This is a genomic window from Ruminococcoides intestinihominis (genome assembly GCF_040096285.1).
Classification (GTDB): Bacteria; Bacillota; Clostridia; order Oscillospirales; family Acutalibacteraceae; genus Ruminococcoides; species Ruminococcoides intestinihominis.
The window spans coordinates 14,393-30,709 of sequence record NZ_JBBMEY010000022.1 but is presented as its reverse complement, the minus strand read 5'-3'; the positions used below and the strand labels follow the sequence as shown (position 1 = coordinate 30,709).

Annotated in this window: 14 protein-coding genes; 8 read left to right on the top strand and 6 right to left on the bottom strand. The window is 31.4% G+C overall.

What is annotated here, in order from left to right:
• Nucleotides 1-205: 205 nt before the first annotated feature.
• From pulA to WMO18_RS06925, 3 genes are all read right to left on the bottom strand, one after another.
• A complete protein-coding gene (gene pulA, locus WMO18_RS06935) occupies nt 206-3,337 on the bottom strand; it encodes a type I pullulanase (RefSeq protein WP_248004759.1) in 3,132 nt (1,043 codons plus the stop codon).
• A gap of 411 nt (nt 3,338-3,748) precedes the next feature.
• On the bottom strand, nt 3,749-4,432 hold the full coding sequence (locus WMO18_RS06930; RefSeq protein WP_300407410.1) for a sensor histidine kinase: 684 nt from the start codon (nt 4,430-4,432) through the stop codon (nt 3,749-3,751).
• A gap of 582 nt (nt 4,433-5,014) precedes the next feature.
• Nucleotides 5,015-5,716 (bottom strand): LytR/AlgR family response regulator transcription factor, encoded by a 702-nt coding sequence (locus WMO18_RS06925; protein WP_367286491.1) that lies wholly within the window; start codon nt 5,714-5,716, stop codon nt 5,015-5,017.
• 520 nt (nt 5,717-6,236) lie between these two features.
• Here WMO18_RS06925 and WMO18_RS06920 point away from each other — a divergent pair.
• The 8 genes from WMO18_RS06920 (at nt 6,237) to WMO18_RS06885 (ending at nt 13,718) form a co-directional block, all read left to right on the top strand.
• A complete protein-coding gene (locus WMO18_RS06920) occupies nt 6,237-7,172 on the top strand; it encodes an ABC transporter permease (protein ID WP_367286490.1) in 936 nt (311 codons plus the stop codon).
• 7 nt (nt 7,173-7,179) lie between these two features.
• The gene (locus WMO18_RS06915; protein WP_211148585.1) at nt 7,180-8,379 is read left to right on the top strand and encodes an ABC transporter permease; all 1,200 of its coding nucleotides are present in this window, start codon (nt 7,180-7,182) and stop codon (nt 8,377-8,379) included.
• Between the two features lies 1 nt (nt 8,380).
• Nucleotides 8,381-9,058: an ABC transporter ATP-binding protein gene (locus tag WMO18_RS06910; RefSeq protein ID WP_022504987.1), complete on the top strand. Its 678-nt coding sequence runs from the start codon at nt 8,381-8,383 to the stop codon at nt 9,056-9,058.
• A gap of 243 nt (nt 9,059-9,301) precedes the next feature.
• Nucleotides 9,302-10,006 (top strand): N-acetylmuramoyl-L-alanine amidase, encoded by a 705-nt coding sequence (locus tag WMO18_RS06905; RefSeq protein WP_022504991.1) that lies wholly within the window; start codon nt 9,302-9,304, stop codon nt 10,004-10,006.
• Nucleotides 10,007-10,018: 12 nt separating this feature from the next.
• Entirely contained in the window at nt 10,019-11,383 is a 1,365-nt protein-coding gene (gene radA, locus WMO18_RS06900) for a DNA repair protein RadA (protein ID WP_211148613.1), read from the top strand.
• Nucleotides 11,376-12,110: a DUF6873 family GME fold protein gene (locus WMO18_RS06895; RefSeq protein WP_367286489.1), complete on the top strand. Its 735-nt coding sequence runs from the start codon at nt 11,376-11,378 to the stop codon at nt 12,108-12,110. The genes radA and WMO18_RS06895 overlap by 8 nt, the downstream gene beginning before the upstream one ends.
• Nucleotides 12,111-12,310: 200 nt before the next feature.
• The gene (locus WMO18_RS06890; protein WP_367286488.1) at nt 12,311-13,294 is read left to right on the top strand and encodes a tyrosine recombinase XerC; all 984 of its coding nucleotides are present in this window, start codon (nt 12,311-12,313) and stop codon (nt 13,292-13,294) included.
• A 1-nt stretch (nt 13,295) separates the two neighbouring features.
• On the top strand, nt 13,296-13,718 hold the full coding sequence (locus WMO18_RS06885; protein ID WP_211147453.1) for a nucleoside 2-deoxyribosyltransferase: 423 nt from the start codon (nt 13,296-13,298) through the stop codon (nt 13,716-13,718).
• 194 nt (nt 13,719-13,912) lie between these two features.
• Here the strand turns inward: WMO18_RS06885 and WMO18_RS06880 are convergent, their stop codons facing one another.
• From WMO18_RS06880 to WMO18_RS06870, 3 genes are all read right to left on the bottom strand, one after another.
• A complete protein-coding gene (locus WMO18_RS06880) occupies nt 13,913-14,056 on the bottom strand; it encodes a hypothetical protein (RefSeq protein ID WP_367286487.1) in 144 nt (47 codons plus the stop codon).
• A gap of 213 nt (nt 14,057-14,269) precedes the next feature.
• Nucleotides 14,270-15,169, bottom strand: a complete 900-nt coding sequence (locus WMO18_RS06875; RefSeq protein ID WP_367286486.1) for a hypothetical protein — start codon at nt 15,167-15,169, stop codon at nt 14,270-14,272.
• A 268-nt stretch (nt 15,170-15,437) separates the two neighbouring features.
• On the bottom strand, nt 15,438-16,316 hold the full coding sequence (locus WMO18_RS06870; RefSeq protein WP_211148665.1) for an ABC transporter ATP-binding protein: 879 nt from the start codon (nt 16,314-16,316) through the stop codon (nt 15,438-15,440).
• Between the last annotated feature and the right edge of the window lies 1 nt (nt 16,317).

Sequence of the window (16,317 nt, the reverse complement as noted above, 5' to 3'; positions counted from 1 at the left end):
GGAGTTTGTTTTTTATACTCATCGCTAAAGCTTTTTTGAACCCCCGATACAATCGGGGGTTTTCGTTATACAAAAAAACTCCCGACAATCCTTTGATTGACGGGAGTTCTCTTTTATTATAATAGTTTAATTTGATAACACCAACAGTAATTTTTAAGAGTTAAAAAGTCAGCTTTCTTTTAATAATTTACGAAAGTTTTTTTGACTAACCTAGTGTAACCTGCTCAGCGATTGGAGCGTTAGGGTTAGTGTCAGGATTATCAGTATAGAATGTAAGGTAAGCGCCACCTATAACGGCAGAGTCATCAATTACAATCCACATTTCGTTATCTACAAAACCTTTGTAATCGATAGTTTGATTAGTTGCATTATCGGATATTATTAGATTGTATGTACCCACACCCCTGTAAGTGAAGGTATAATCAAACCATCCGTTTTCGCCCTTGGTAAAAGGATCACCCGGCCATACTTCTTGGTAGTTGCCTGAATCTACTCCTTTAAGATTTGAACCCCATGCCCAAACATAAGGTGTCCATGTAAATGAACCATTGTGTTTAGCATGAAGTGTAATTTCAAGGCTTGAAGGTAAATAGTAATAGTTAACTTCTGCTTTACCAAAAGGAATATAGCCTGAAACTCTTGGCATTCTGCTAGTATCTACTTTATAGCCAACAATCTTTAATGATTTTGAATCATATGTGCTACCGGCTCTGCCTGTATATACTACTGAGTCAGCAAGTTTCTTCTGAACACCATTATCGTCAGTATAATAATGATTTACTGTTACCTCACCTGATGAAACAGGTATCTTAACAAGTGACTTTGCTAGCATAGTTGTATCCTTAATGTCAAACTTATAATCGTAATTAAGGTCAAGAGTCTTCTCATCATCTGTCGGAGTTTTAAGTTTTGTACAATACTTTTGTAGAAGTGCTAAATCCTTTGCATTTACTTTACCATCACCATTGAAGTCTGCATTCCGTATTGATTTAGGAGTATAGTCTGTATAGTAGTATGTAACTTCTTTAAAAGATGAATCAAACTTTCCTTCTGCATCGCCTTTTATCCGGCTTATTACATAAGTATCAGGTACTCCTACACTTGGAATTGTTGCATAACTTGAACCAACAGGTCCTTGAAGAACTACAGAATCCTCAAGCTTTTCACCTGTTCCTTCATAAACATAATTAACCTTAACTTTACCGTTTGAAGAATGAATACCTGTTGATTCATAACTTTCTTTGTCAACAGCAACAATAGCTGAATAAGCAGGAACTGTGAAAGTTGAACCTGTTACTTCACCAAGTGAATCAAGACCTGCTGATTCTCCGTTAGCAATAATAACCCAATCTGTTACAGATGTGTCAGCAAGAGTTACATCAGCCGGAGCATTTGCATTGTTATAAATAACAGCCATCTTATTCCATTCACCTTCAACATCATTCGATACTGTAAATGAAATCTGATTTGTAGTTGCACTAATCCTATTTGTGAAAACAAAATTATTTGCGTAAGAGGTATCCATAGCAGTAAGAGGGGAGAATGCAGACTTAATTTGCATCATACCATTATAGTAAGATACTAAATCAGCATTATCAACAATATTTTGCCATTTAATCATATTACTCTCAGAATTTGATTTGTAACTGTTTGTTTCTCCACCTTTTGAACGGGCCATTTCTTCACCTGCAAGTGAAAATGATATACCCTGTGATGTGTAGATAATTGCACCTGCAAGTTTATTCATTCTTATAGCATCAGAATTTCTAACACCATAACTTGCAAGACCTGTTGAACCAAGTATCTTGTCATAAAGGGTTGCATTATCGTGACTGGAATCATAAGTTATACATTGTGAAGGACCTTGAGCTTTCCACTTGTTTGTACCTGAACTGTTAGCTCGAACACCATAGCTTATATCCTTTGCAGATGTCTTTGCACCTTGAATAAAACCTGTGTCCTTGATGTCATTTGCATAACCTTTTATACCGTTACTGATGGCATCATTGAAGATACCAATTCTGTCACTGATTCTATTTGAATTAGCTTGAGTTGCAGGATAGAATTTTGTACCTGTGCATGTATTTGTAGGGTGATATGAGTCACCTTTTGCCCAGCCTTCGCCCCACATAGTGATTCTTGGATCAATTTTATCGAGAGCTTCTCTTGCCATATTCATTGTTTCTACATCCATTAAACCCATAAGGTTAAAGTTGAAACCGTCAATATGGTATTCGTTTACCCAATACTTTAGGGAATCAATTATGTACTGTCTGTACATATCACGCTCTGTTGCACATTCGTTACCATAACCTGAACCATTAGAGAATGAACCTGTTGTTTTCTTTCTGTAATAATAGTCAGGAACTGTTTTTTGAAAACAAGAATCTGTTGAATAAGTGTGATTGTAAACAACATCCATTACAACAGATATTCCTGCGTCATGAAGAGCTTTTATCATCTCTTTACATTCTTTAATTCTTACCCTACCGTCATATGGGTTTGAAGAATATGATCCTTCGGGAACATTGTAATTTTGTGGATCATAGCCCAAGTTATACTGAGTATTATCTCCGGCTTCATTTACAGATTGGAAGTCATTGAATGGGTTAAGTTGAACTGTTGTTACCCCAAGATTTTTAAGGTAATCAATACATGTTGAAACCTTACCTTTACCGTTAAGAGTAGTACCTGTTTCTGTGAAAGCAAGGTACTTACCTCTATTAGCATCACTTATACCTGAGGATTTGTCATAAGAGAAGTCTTTGATATGAAGTTCCCACACTGAAGACTGTGTTGATTTATCAAGAAGAATATGACTATCCTTTGACCAACCATCAGGATTAGTATCATTAAGGTCAACAATCATTGAACGATTGCCGTTTACGCCAACTGCTTTTGAATAAGCATCCTGTGTTTCATAAGTTTTTGTTACATCAGAACCCATGTGTGTTGTATCAGTGGTTGTGATTGAGTATGTGTAGTATAAATTTTTCCATTCACCCACAAGTGTAATTGTCCACACACCATTCCACTCACCATTAACCAGCATTTTTTCAAGTGTATATGTTGCAACTTTAGATGCACCTTGTTCATCATCAGAACCAGTTGTATAAATATTAACTTTTACATCGGTTGCTGTAGGTGACCATACTTTGAAAGTTGTGGCATCTTTTGTGTATGTTATACCTAGATCATCAACGGTGTAAGCATACTCTGCATCAATGTTCTCGGCAGCTTTTGTGTAAGAATTGTCTCTTGCATAGTCAGATGAAACAGGCGAGATTTTACCTTTTTTTGCTGCAAAGCTTGATACAACTGCTGTTGACACTAGCATACACATCGCAAGTATCACTGAAACAATCTTTTTTTGTAGTTTTCATAGAAATATCCTCCTTTATTATTTATTTCACGAACAATTTTACATCTTTAATATATCATATATTTGAACAGAATACAAGTAAAATTTACATGCATATACAAAATATTTTAAATATTATATATAAAAATAGAAATCAAAGTACAAAAAATCTTATTAAAATTTTATAAATAAATAGTTTTCAGGCAGTAGAAACGGTCAGAACTATCATTTTGAAAAAGGCACATATACTTTCTCAAATGGTAATATGACTTAGATTTCAGATTAATATTTTATTCATTAAAACTTTATATACAAAAGTAAAACAGGTGATAATAAAATTTATCACCTGTTAATTATGTAGTATTTGTTTTGATTGAAACTTACACATCACACAACACAAAAGTCAAATGAGGTTGTGAACTTATTGTTATCACAATCTAAGTCTAAGTGACCGTCATATTTTTTCAAGGTTTCTTCAACAGAAGAAAGTCCCAAACCATGATTACTCTTATCATCTTTAGAAGTGACAATTTTATTGTCCTTAATAGCTACCTCTGTTTTAGTAGGATTGGTAACTGTAATAAACAGATAATCCTTTTTCTTATAAACATCAATATTTATTTCCTTGGCAATATTATCATCAACTTTTTCTACTGCCTCAATAGCATTGTCAAGAATGTTACCGAAAATAATGCATAAGTCAGTATTGCTGATTTTAGTTTGAGGGATAAGGCCGGTAAATTTAATTGTAATACCCTTGTCCTTAACTTTCATAGCTTTATCAGACAAGATAGCATTTATAATTGAATTACCTGTTTGATAAAGTGTGTAGTCAATATCAAGCAATTCATCACAATCAGCTACATATTTTTTAGCACCGTCAGTATCTTTGTTGTTAAGTAATGACATTAAGCCTATTTTCATATTTTTATAGTTATGACGGAACTTTCTTAGTTCATTGTCTGTTTTTTCTACTTGTTCATAGTGCTTAACCTGTTCAGTTAATCTAACATCCATAATGTTGCTTAGGTTTTCATAATATGACTTTTTCTTGATATTTCTAATTAGCATAAAAATTAAAAGCCCTGAACCAAAGATAATTAAGTATAGAAAGAATGAATATGCTAGTAATAATTCTCTAGGTTGATATGAAAGATAGTCATTAATAAAAGTATAAAAACAAAATAATACCCAAAGATAAATTAATAAAATCACCTTAATTTTTGTTGATAATAATTTCATTATTCCTAAAATATCCGTCTTATTTTTCAGTTTTATAACTAATAATATAGAGACTATCATAGTTAAACAATAAGCCTCATCTTCTAAAGCAAATATAGTGCCATCCAATATAAAATAAATAAAACCAAATATAAAATAAGCCAAAACAGAAGTCAGTATTGCTATGTAAAAGACTACTGTTTTTTTCACATCTTTTGTACAAAGAATAGGCAACAGAATGTTCACTATTGCAACTCCAAAAATATATTTGTAGTCGAATCTTCCTAGAAGCAAATAAAAACATATTGCGAAAGTAGCTATCGGTACAATAATAAATCTCTTAGTAAATTTGACATCCAATACATAATGTAATACAAACCATATAATCGTGGAAATGCAAGTGAATTCCACAAAACAATCTAATTCCATAAATTACTCCTTTAAATAATTGTAGTAAGCCTCTTTAAAATCGGCTGTGTATTTTCTGCTGACAGGTATCTCATAGTCATAACCGGTAACATTTAGGGAAGAAAAGTCCCTTCTTGTAATATACCTAAAGCTTACGATAAATGACTTATGTACCCTAAAAAAGTCGGTATGAGGTAACGACTCAAAGATAGAGGATAAAGGTGTTTTAGTTTCAATAATCTTATTGTTAGATAAGTGAATAGATGTAACTCTGTTTTGTGACTCAATAAAAACTATTTCATCTGTATCAATGGTTATATAACTTCCGTCAGATTTTACAGAAATACTTTTGCCTGTATTCATACGCTTTCTATAGTCATCAAGTGCATTGTAAAGTCCATCCCAAAGAGTGCTTTTTAATACAAATCTATATGTATCCACAGAATAAGCGTCAATAGATATTTCACCGTAATTAGTAAGAAAGATAATACAAGCAAATTCATTAATCCCATTACGCAACTGTCTTGCAGTTTCCAAACCATCAATTTTATCCATTTGGTAGTCTAGGATAACAATATCATATTTAATATTAGAATTAATCAAATTACTGCCAACGGTATATTCATCTACTACCGGCTCTAAATTGTGGTTATTTGAATATTCATAAATTTTACTTTTTAATTGGGACAAAAATAATGTCTCATCATCACATATTGCTATTCTCATACTTTACCTCATATTTATCTTTTGGCTATATTATACCATCTTTTCCCTAACAAATAAAGAGGTCAATTGTGCATTTGCGTCAGTTTTTTATACCTGTTGTACCAAAAGTTAAAATATCACTGTTCAAAAGATTATACTGTAGATGTAATCAAAACAAAGCAATTAAGAATGATTATGTACTGTACAGTAGAAAAAATTATGAGAGGTGGTTTTAAATTTCAATGTTAACGAAAAAGAATTATCGCTGTTCTATTATCAGCAGAAATTACATTGTAAGTTTTAAGGAGATGTTAAGTTTATGAAATTAATTATGTCAAGAATAAAGAATTCTCCCTTGCTTTCATGCCTTTTGGTTTTCGGGTTAGTAACATCTATACTTTTAATATCAATAGGCACTAGCTTTGTATCAAGTTTATTTTATGGAGAAAAGACAATAGATAACAATGTCCCACCTAACGGTGAAGTGTATTCTATTTTTGGACATTTAAAAAATAATTGTAATAATGAAATATTTAACCAATTGTTTTCCAGAATTGATAATGATACTGGACTATATTTAAATAACTTGTTACTTCATGTTGATGGTTCTGAGGTTAATGGTTATTGTAGTGCCAGTGCTGAATATTTTAAAAATGATGATGTATGGCATTATCCTTTAGTATCAGGAAAATATTTTACTGCTGATGATGTTAAGAACGGAAACAAAGTGGTTCTGATTGGTTCATCATTAGATGAATATTCCTATAAGAAAAATAATGAAAAATATTTAAAAATTGAAGAAGAAGAATATAGAGTTGTCGGTATAATCGGCTTTGCAAATCAAGAATCAAGATGGGATGGCAGAATTATAATGCCATGTACATCCCTTCCAAAAAATTATTTTGAAGAATTTAACGATAATAAGTATTTGGGAATTTCGTTTATAATGTATAGCAATTTAGGTGATTATTCAAAGTCAGAAGAATTTATGAAAAGTCAAGGTAAAAGTATTCTTAAGGACTTTTCTTTTGAAGATTTGGGACAAATTCAAAGTAATAGTGATCAAGTGCTTAGTCAAGCAGCTGAAAATCCTGATAAGATTTTATCTATTGCTGTTATTGGTTACTTAGTTACACTTGTTTTTGCAATTAATATCACTATCTTCTGGATTGAAAAGAGAAAGTATGAAATTAGTGTACGAAAGGCATTTGGATTTACAAATGGCTCAATTATAAAAATGATTTTTACAGAAATGATTGGTTTTGCAATTATTTCTTTTATAATAGCAATTATTATGCAGTTTGTTTTAAGTGTTGTAGTTGGTAGTATAGCTGACTATACTCTACAACTATATTTACCTAATCTTGTAATAGGTCTTGTTGTGGTACTTGTTACTGCGCTTGTCACAACACTGATACCTGTAATTAAAGCAATTAAGGTAGAACCTGCTGAAGCATTAAAGGCGAAAGAGGGGTGAGTAATATATGAAAGAAATTTTAAAAAGTATTTCCAAGAGAACTCTGTTCAATATTCTGATATTTCTTCAAGTATTGTTTTCTATTTTATACTTTTTCTCTACTACTATATCTATGCAAGCCGTTATAAACAGTAATATATCAGCTAATAGCGAACTGGATTCTAATCCTAAGAGAACATTACATATGCTAATTCAAAATGAAGATAGTAAATACTTCAGTAAGTTTAAAGAAGAATTGTTAAATGCTAATTTAGTTAATGGCTTAACGGGATGGCGAAATAGCGATTCAACTCCTGATACTCATGTTATTGGTGATACAGAGGAAGATTTAGATAGTGTAGAACTTGCTAAAGGTTGTGAAAATCTAAAGAAAATTAATGTTGCAACCGGTAGGTATTTTACTGATGCAGACTTTAAGAAAGAAAATGCAACCGGTAGTAAATCTAAACCATTTTTAATGATATTAGGCAGTGAGTTTGCTAACAACCAAAACTTAAAGGTTGGGGATAGCTATCATGATGTTAATGATAAATATTATAAAGTAGTAGGAATTCTTGAACCAAACAGTAAATGGTTTTATCAAACTGTTTCTGATGGAATGATTATGGTAATGGATAATGCAGTGATGGTTGCCTATGTTAATGATTCTGAAAACCCAATAATGCATTATTATTCAATACTTAATGACAATGTAAATAGTGATGATGCAATTTATAAGATAAATAAAATTGCTAAGAAATACAACATTGTGGTAGAAGCAAAAACTATTTCAACAGAATTAAATGAAACATATTCTGAAAGTGTAAGTCAGGACATTAGTTGGGTGATTTTCTCATTAATTATCCTTGTATTTGTCACAATAGGTACATCTATCCTTATTGTATCTCATATGTATATGAGAAAGAACGAAATTGGAATTCGTATGGCATGTGGTTATTCGTTTAAAAAGGTACTGTTACTGTTATGGGGAGAATTCCTTGTAGTTGCTATTTTAGCTTTCCTTTCAGCTCTACTTATTGCGTATATCAGTTGTTCCGGTGGGAAAGAGATAATGAGTTCTGCTTACCATATTTCTAGTTTCCACTTATCTTATGGCATAGTGCTGATAGGTATAGGTATATTTTTACTTATGTGTATACCATCACTTCTTGTTCTTGTGTTTAAGTTGAGAAAAGTACAACCAAAGGATTTAATAGGAGGAAAATAATATGAAAATACTTGAGTTAAAGAATATTACTAAAATTTACGGTAAAGGTGACTCCGAAACAAAAGCACTTGCCGGTGTTGACCTAACTATTGAAAAAGGTGATTTCTGTGCAATTATGGGACCTTCCGGTTCAGGTAAATCCACACTACTGAATATTCTTGGTTGTATGGATACACCGACTTCCGGTGAATATATCTTAAAGGGTCAAGATGTCAGTAAGATGAAGAATAAGCAGTTAAGTAAGCTAAGAAACCAGGTTATCAGCTTTGTTTTTCAGTACTTTGCTTTAATGGATGAATACACAGTATTCGACAACATTATGCTACCACTTAACTGTCAGAAGTATCCTTATAAAGAAAAGAAGGACAGAGTTAACTACTATATGAAACGACTAGGCATAGAGAAATATGCTAAGAAAAAGCCTACTCAGTTGTCAGGTGGTCAGCAACAAAGAGTTGCAATAGCAAGAGCCTTAGTGTCAAATGCTGATATTATCCTAGCTGATGAACCTACCGGTGCATTGGATAGCACTACAGGTGAAGAACTAATGGAACTGTTGCAAGAAATCAACGAGTCAGGCAAAACACTTATCCTTGTTACCCATAATGAAAAGGTTGCAGAAAAGTGTAACTATGTTATCTATATAGAAGATGGCAAAATTGTAGATAAATTATCTTGATTGTAGTTAAGTTATCTTGTTTGTAAATAAGTTGTCTCGTTTGTAGATATGTTATCTTGATTTATCCTTATTCCTAAGTCTCATACATAAAGAGAAAGCATCAGTTTTTAGAACTGATGCTTTTTACTATTAATAGTAAAAAAATCTTTCAAATCACAACAAAAATGTTGTTATGTGTGCTATAATATATCTTGTATAAAGTCTATTTCTATTTTCTTTGCATATACAGTAATAGGAGCTGATATGGTGAGAAGAAAAGGTTATATTTTTGTACTGTCCACAACACTGATACTTTGTTTTATTGTTATGATATTTACAGCAGTAAGCCAAAGTTCAGTTATGACTAATACAACTGAAAGCAAGAAAAATTCAGTAATAGTAATTGATTGTGGTCATGGTGGGGAAGACCCCGGAGCAGTTGGAGTAAATAATGTTTATGAAAGTGATGTTAATTTATCATTTGGTTTAAAGTTTAATGATATTCTTAAACTAAATGGTTATGATACTGTTTTAACTCGTAATGACAAAAATGATATTGCAGATAAATCCCTTGATACAATAGCTAAAAGAAAAAAATCTGATATGTACAAAAGACTTGATATTTATAACAGTAGTCTTAAGAATGTAGCTATTAGTATTCATCAAAATATTTTTCCGGCAAAGTCTTGCTCAGGTACTCAAGTTTTTTATTCAAAACAAAACCCACTTTCTAAAGTTCTTGCAGACAATATTACAACTTCTGTTGTATCAAATTTGCAAAATGATAACGAAAGAATTAGCAAAGAATCCAACGGTATTTTTCTCTTAGATAATGCAAAAGTACCGGCAATAATTGTTGAATGTGGTTTCTTATCAAATGAAAATGAAACATATTTACTATGTGACAAAGAATATCAAAAGAAATTTTCTTATTGCCTTTTTCAAGGATTAATGAATTCAAATTTATAAAGGAATGTAACTATGGCAAAAATTAAAAGTGTTTATATATGTTCAGAGTGTGGCTATGAATCACCTAAATGGTATGGCAAATGCCCTTCCTGTGGTGAATGGAACACTATGAATGAAGAATTAGTTGACAAAAAGGCCTCTACAGTTCAGAAAAGTATTACTAAGTCCTCATACTCAAAACCTGTAACTATAAATACTATTGATACTAATGATGAAGAAAGATATAACACAGGTTCAGAAGAACTAGACAGAGTTCTTGGTGGTGGTATTGTTAAAGGTAGCCTTGTACTACTTGGTGGTGATCCCGGTATCGGTAAGTCAACAATATTACTTCAAATTTGTGAAAAGCTAGGTCAATCACTAAAGATACTTTATGTGTCAGGTGAAGAGTCAAAAAGACAACTTAAACTTAGAGCACAAAGACTAGGTGTAAATAATGGAAACATTTACATTATGACCGAAACTGATGTTGAGATTGTTGCAGAACAAATTAAGATTGAAAAGCCTGATCTAGTTATGATTGACTCAATCCAAACTATGAATTTGACAACATTAAATTCTTCCCCTGGCTCAGTAACTCAAGTTAGAGAATGTACAAATCTACTTATGCACACTGCAAAGGACCTTGATATTCCTACTATTGTAGTTGGCCATGTAAACAAAGAAGGCTCTATTGCAGGTCCTAAAGTTTTGGAACATATTGTTGATGCAGTCCTTTATTTTGAGGGTGACAAGCAAATGTCATACAGAATTTTAAGAGCAGTTAAAAACAGATATGGTTCTACTAATGAAATCGGTGTATTTCAAATGACAGATAAAGGACTTTCAGAAGTGGAAAATCCATCAATGATGTTGCTTTCAGGAAGACCTCACAATGTTTCTGGTACTTGTGTAGCTTGTACTATGGAAGGTACGAGACCAATCTTAGCAGAAATTCAAGCACTTGTTACAACTTCCGGTTATGGTACACCTAGAAGAATGTCAACAGGCTATGACTATAACAGACTAGCACTTATTATTGCAGTCCTTGAAAAGAGAGCAGGTTTCTATTTTTCTAATAGTGATACCTATATTAATGTAGTTGGTGGTTTACGACTTGATGAACCTGCTGTTGACTTGTCAGTTGCTATGGCATTAATCAGTAGCTTAAAGGACGTTCCAATTCCTGAAAATGCACTTGCATTTGGTGAAATCGGTCTTGGTGGGGAAATTCGTTCTGTAGCAAATGCTCAAGCTAGAATTAACGAGGCATCAAGATTAGGCTTTACAAAAATCATTATTCCATATCACAATTTAAAGAATGTAAGTTCTGATACTGCTACAATCTATGGAGTAAAAAACATTAGAGAAGCCTATGAGGCAATGCTTGATGAGTAATTTTATACCTAATTTACCACAAGATAATGCGAAATTAGTTGTTATGTCAACTAATAATAAAGAATTGGTAAATAGGGTAGAGGAGTTAGGTATAAAAGTCCTATCTTCTGTGAATTTAAGTAAACTGTTGATATTTGAACAATATCATACTGATTTGCAATTTTTACATTATAATAAAGATACAGTATTTGTACTTAATGAATGTACAAGCCTTAAAGGAAATCTAAAAAAGTATTTTCCTAATGTAATTGAAATTAGCAAAAATATAAAAAAAGATTATCCAAATAATGTAATGCTAAATTGTGTTGTACTAAACGATAAGCTAATTTGTAATTCGAAAACTATTGCAGATGAAGTCTTACAAATGGCTATTAAGGATAATCTGAAAATCATAAATGCAAATCAAGGTTACACAAAATGCTCAACTTGTATTGTAAATGAAAATGCTATAATCACTTCAGATAAATCTATTTACAAGTCTTGTAGAAATGAAATGGATGTATTACTAATAAGGCAAGGCTACATAGAATTACCGGGAACAGATTATGGATTCATTGGTGGCAGTTCATTTAAATACAATAGAAACACATTGGTGTTTACAGGAAATATAAAACTGCATCCGGATTATGAAAGCATAAAATCTTTTGCACAAAATCATAATGTGGAATTGCTCAGCTTAACTGAAAACACTATGATTGATATTGGCAGTATAATTCCAATAGATTGATAGGTTCATTATAGATACAGTATTTTGCAAAATCGTAGTATTTATGGGATTAGTCCTTAATTATATAGTAATAGCCTTTATTCTTATTTAGGACTCCCCTAAATTATACAAAATATTCATTTTGTATAATTTTGTATATAAATAGATACCTATCCCTCTCATTTAAATATTCAAAATTTAAAATTAAAGAAGGTGAAAATTTGGCAGTAAATTTTAGAGATGAAGCACCGGATATTGTAAAAGAATTTCTTTTCTATTTACAAACAATTAAAGAAAAATCTCCACGAACTATAAATGAGTATTATTTAGATTTAAGAATGTTCCTAAGATTTATTAAAGTTCTGCGTGGTAATGTTAAATGCGAATTTGATAAAATTAAAATTGATGATGTTGATATTGATTTTCTAAAAGAAATCACTTTAACCGATATTTATGAATTTATGAATTATCTGATAAGTGATAGAAATATGAAAGCAGCAGGTAGATCACGAAAAGCCTCTACCCTACGGACTTTTTTTAATTATTTAACAGTTAAAAAGCATTTGTTAGATTATGACCCAACAAAAGAACTTGAAATGCCAAAACAGAAAAAGGCTTTGCCAAAGTATTTAACTCTTGAACAAAGTCTTGAATTACTTAATGCTGTTGAAGGTAAACATAAAGAAAGAGATTATGCAATTATAACAGTCTTCTTAAATTGTGGTTTGCGATTATCTGAACTTGTAGGACTTAATGTAACTGATATTCGCAACGACAATACTATTAGAGTTCTTGGTAAAGGTAATAAAGAAAGAATTGTCTATCTAAATAATGCTTGCGTAAATGCTATTAACGATTATTTAAAGGTTAGACCTGCTGATGGTTTAAAAGACAAAAAGGCATTGTTTATCTCCTCTCAACTAAAGAGAATGAGCCCCAAAACTGTACAAGCTATGGTATATAAATATCTTGAAAAGATTGGGTTGGATAGTCAGGGTTATAGTTGTCATAAGCTAAGACATACTGCTGCAACACTTATGTATCAGCATGGTAATGTGGATATTAGAGTACTGAAAGATATTTTAGGTCATGAAAATTTGGGTACAACCGAAATATACACTCACCTATCTAACAAGCAACTTGAAGATGCATCAAAGAGTAATCCATTAGCTAATGTAAAACCAAAGAAAGATAAGGAAAAGTAAAATGAAAATTTATTTAGCAAGTCCATTCTTTAACGAAAAAGAATTAGAGAATGTTAAGATAGCAGAAAAGATACTTACAGAAAGAGGTTTTTCTCTCTTCTCCCCTAGACTTAATGAAGTCAGAACTGATGAAAATACTCAGCAGTCTTGGTGGTCAAAAGAAACATTTATGAATGATAAGAAGTTCATTGATTGGGCTGATGTTGTTGTAATGCTTTATTATGGTGGTTACAGTGATAGTGGTACAGCATGGGAATGTGGATATGCTTACGGCACAAATACACCGGTAGTTGTTGTACAACTTGGTGAAGATTCCAACCTTATGGTTCATGAAGGTTGTCACAGTAACATTACTTTAGAAGAATTGAGAACATATGATTTTGAAATGTTACCTGCAAAGCCTTATAAAGGAAAAATGTTCTAATTATACAAAGAGCCTTGGATTATTTCCAAGGCTTTAATACTATGATTTTATTCAAGTGCTAATACAGAATCTAAATCTTTTACTGTCATTACAGTAGTCTTTATAAAAGCAACCACTAAGTGTTATCAAAATTAATGTTAAAGTTAACACTAATATTATTCTACCTTTTTTCATAACAACCTCACTTTTTTATTTCATTCTTGGTGAAAAACAATCTTTTCACCTTTCTTTATACTATCAAGTCCGGCCTTAGCAACTCTTTTCCTGTACACATAATCAATCACTACAGTAATAGACTTTTTATCATTCCCATTATATGTATATTCTCCACCAAACAAGCTATCTCCATCATTAGTATCAGTATCAATACTTAAAAGTCCGGGCTCTCCATTACCATCAATGCTAATAATTACAAGATTATCTTTGCCTTTGTATGTAGCTTTATATCCTCCTCTGCCATCAAGTTGCTTTTTATTGTCACAAGTAAAGGAAAACTTTCCATCATCACTCTTCCATACTTTACTATACTTTTTATCATATTCATCTGCACCTTAAGGACCGGGAACAGCACCAACATCAGAAGTTGTGGTATCATTATCATTAAATGCATAGTATATACCTTTATTTTTTGCCCATTTTTCAGCTACAGTACCCTTATAACAATAAACAAGAACATTTCCTGAATTATCTGTTCCGAAATCAGCATCAATTTTCTTGATATTTTTGCCAAAATAAATTTGATAATTACCATATAACATTTGATTTATAGGTTCAAAATTTTCAATGTTATCAGCAACTATATAAAAATCTTCGCCATCTTCATTATTATAGTAATCATAAAAATTTATGTATAATAAAGTTTTCATATCTTTAGTATATATAATATTATCTATATAAGTATAATATGGATTGTTTTTATCAATTTTAACTGATGCAAAGTCATTTTCATACTTGCCGGTAAATCCGGTTGTATCTCCATCGCAAGAAACCCAAAGTACACCGCTAGTAACATATTTTACTGTTGATGGAATTGTGATTTTACAGTCTTTAATACCTGCAAAAGCTCCATAAATTTGATTTTTACCATTATACTTTTCATCACTGATAAATTCTCCTAGCATAATAACAGGTTTATTGTCTAAAGTTTTAGGTATTTTAATTGTATTATTATGGCCTAAGTAACGATTGATACAAACACCATCAAGATAGTTGGTAATTAAATAATCACCACATACACGAGAATTCTTTTTATAGTATTCTTGTGATTCTTCATCTTCCAAATTGCTAACCAATCCAAAACTGTTCATATCTTTACAACCGGTTTTACTGTTGCTTATGTAATTAGAATAACCTTCTTCATTCTTATAAGCACTATTATAATCCTTAAAAGAACAACCGGTAAAAAGAATTGCTAATATTATAAAACTAACAAATAATAAATTTCTTTTCATAACAGACACCTCCGTATCTTTAGCTATATTATATACCAATGAATAATAAAATCAATTGTCATATTATACAAATGTTGGATAAAATAATTATTAATTTGAACAAATTAATTGCTATAAATAATAGAATAATACCTCTATCTATTAATAATACTTTTGAAAATCTTAAAGTGTTGCAAAATTTTATAATTATTTTGAAAAAATAGAAAAGCCACAACATTTCTGTTGTGACTTTTCTAGGGTGTAAGTATATATACAAATAATGTAATATTTATAATCCTTGTTCAAACACATAAAGGTACAAATCCTCTAAGGTAGGTTTTACTATAGTAGATTTATGGTCTTTTGGTGGGTTATTTGTAACCAATCTAACGATAATCTTATCATCATTGTGATACAGGTTAGACACTCTATAGTTATTTTGAAAATATTTTAGCTCTTCCCTATTAATTTCAACTTCTACTACCTTGTTTTCAATCTCACCTACAAGATTTGGGCAAGTATCATGTGACACAAGCTTACCTTGTTTTAATAGGACTATTTCCTTGGCAATAAACTCAATATCAGATACAACATGAGTAGATATTAACACTATCTTATCTTCTGCAATTTCACTTACAAAGTTTCTTATTCTTATTCTTTCCTTTGGGTCAAGACCTGCTGTTGGTTCATCAAGAATTAGAATCTTTGGGTCATTTAAAAGTGCTTGAGCAATCAAAGCTCTTTGTTTCATACCACCAGAAAATCCACCTAGCTTTTTATGAGCTGAGTTAGTTAGATTAACTGTTTTAAGAAGTGAAGTGATTTTTTCCTTTGCTTCTTTTTTCTTTAAGCCTTTTAGAGCTGACATATACCATAAAAATCTATTTAAAGTAAAGTCATCATAAAGTCCTTGCTGTTGTGGCATATAACCTAAAACACTTCTATATCCTTTTCCTAGTTTCTTAATATCTTCACCATCATAAAGTACCTTGCCACTATCGGAATTAAGATTATCTGTAATGATATTCATTAAGGTAGACTTACCGGCACCATTAGGTCCTAGTAGTCCATATACACCGGAAGTAAGTGTAACGCTAAAGTTGTCAAGTGCTTTTACAGTACCTTTTTTATATGTTTTGCTTATATTTTTTATTTCAAGTTTTGGCATA

Bases quoted from the DNA above. Each gene is read 5' to 3' on its own strand.
- WMO18_RS06905 (WP_022504991.1), top strand. From the start codon at position 9,302: ATGGTGAGAAGAAAAGGTTATATTTTTGTACTGTCCACAACACTGATA.
- WMO18_RS06885 (WP_211147453.1), top strand. From the start codon at position 13,296: ATGAAAATTTATTTAGCAAGTCCATTCTTTAACGAAAAAGAATTAGAG.
- WMO18_RS06925 (WP_367286491.1), bottom strand. From the start codon at position 5,716: ATGAGAATAGCAATATGTGATGATGAGACATTATTTTTGTCCCAATTA.
- WMO18_RS06930 (WP_300407410.1), bottom strand. From the start codon at position 4,432: ATGCTAATTAGAAATATCAAGAAAAAGTCATATTATGAAAACCTAAGC.
- WMO18_RS06915 (WP_211148585.1), top strand. From the start codon at position 7,180: ATGAAAGAAATTTTAAAAAGTATTTCCAAGAGAACTCTGTTCAATATT.
- pulA (WP_248004759.1), bottom strand. From the start codon at position 3,337: ATGCTAGTGTCAACAGCAGTTGTATCAAGCTTTGCAGCAAAAAAAGGT.
- WMO18_RS06875 (WP_367286486.1), bottom strand. From the start codon at position 15,169: ATGAAAAGAAATTTATTATTTGTTAGTTTTATAATATTAGCAATTCTT.
- radA (WP_211148613.1), top strand. From the start codon at position 10,019: ATGGCAAAAATTAAAAGTGTTTATATATGTTCAGAGTGTGGCTATGAA.
- WMO18_RS06910 (WP_022504987.1), top strand. From the start codon at position 8,381: ATGAAAATACTTGAGTTAAAGAATATTACTAAAATTTACGGTAAAGGT.
- WMO18_RS06870 (WP_211148665.1), bottom strand. From the start codon at position 16,316: ATGCCAAAACTTGAAATAAAAAATATAAGCAAAACATATAAAAAAGGT.
- WMO18_RS06895 (WP_367286489.1), top strand. From the start codon at position 11,376: ATGAGTAATTTTATACCTAATTTACCACAAGATAATGCGAAATTAGTT.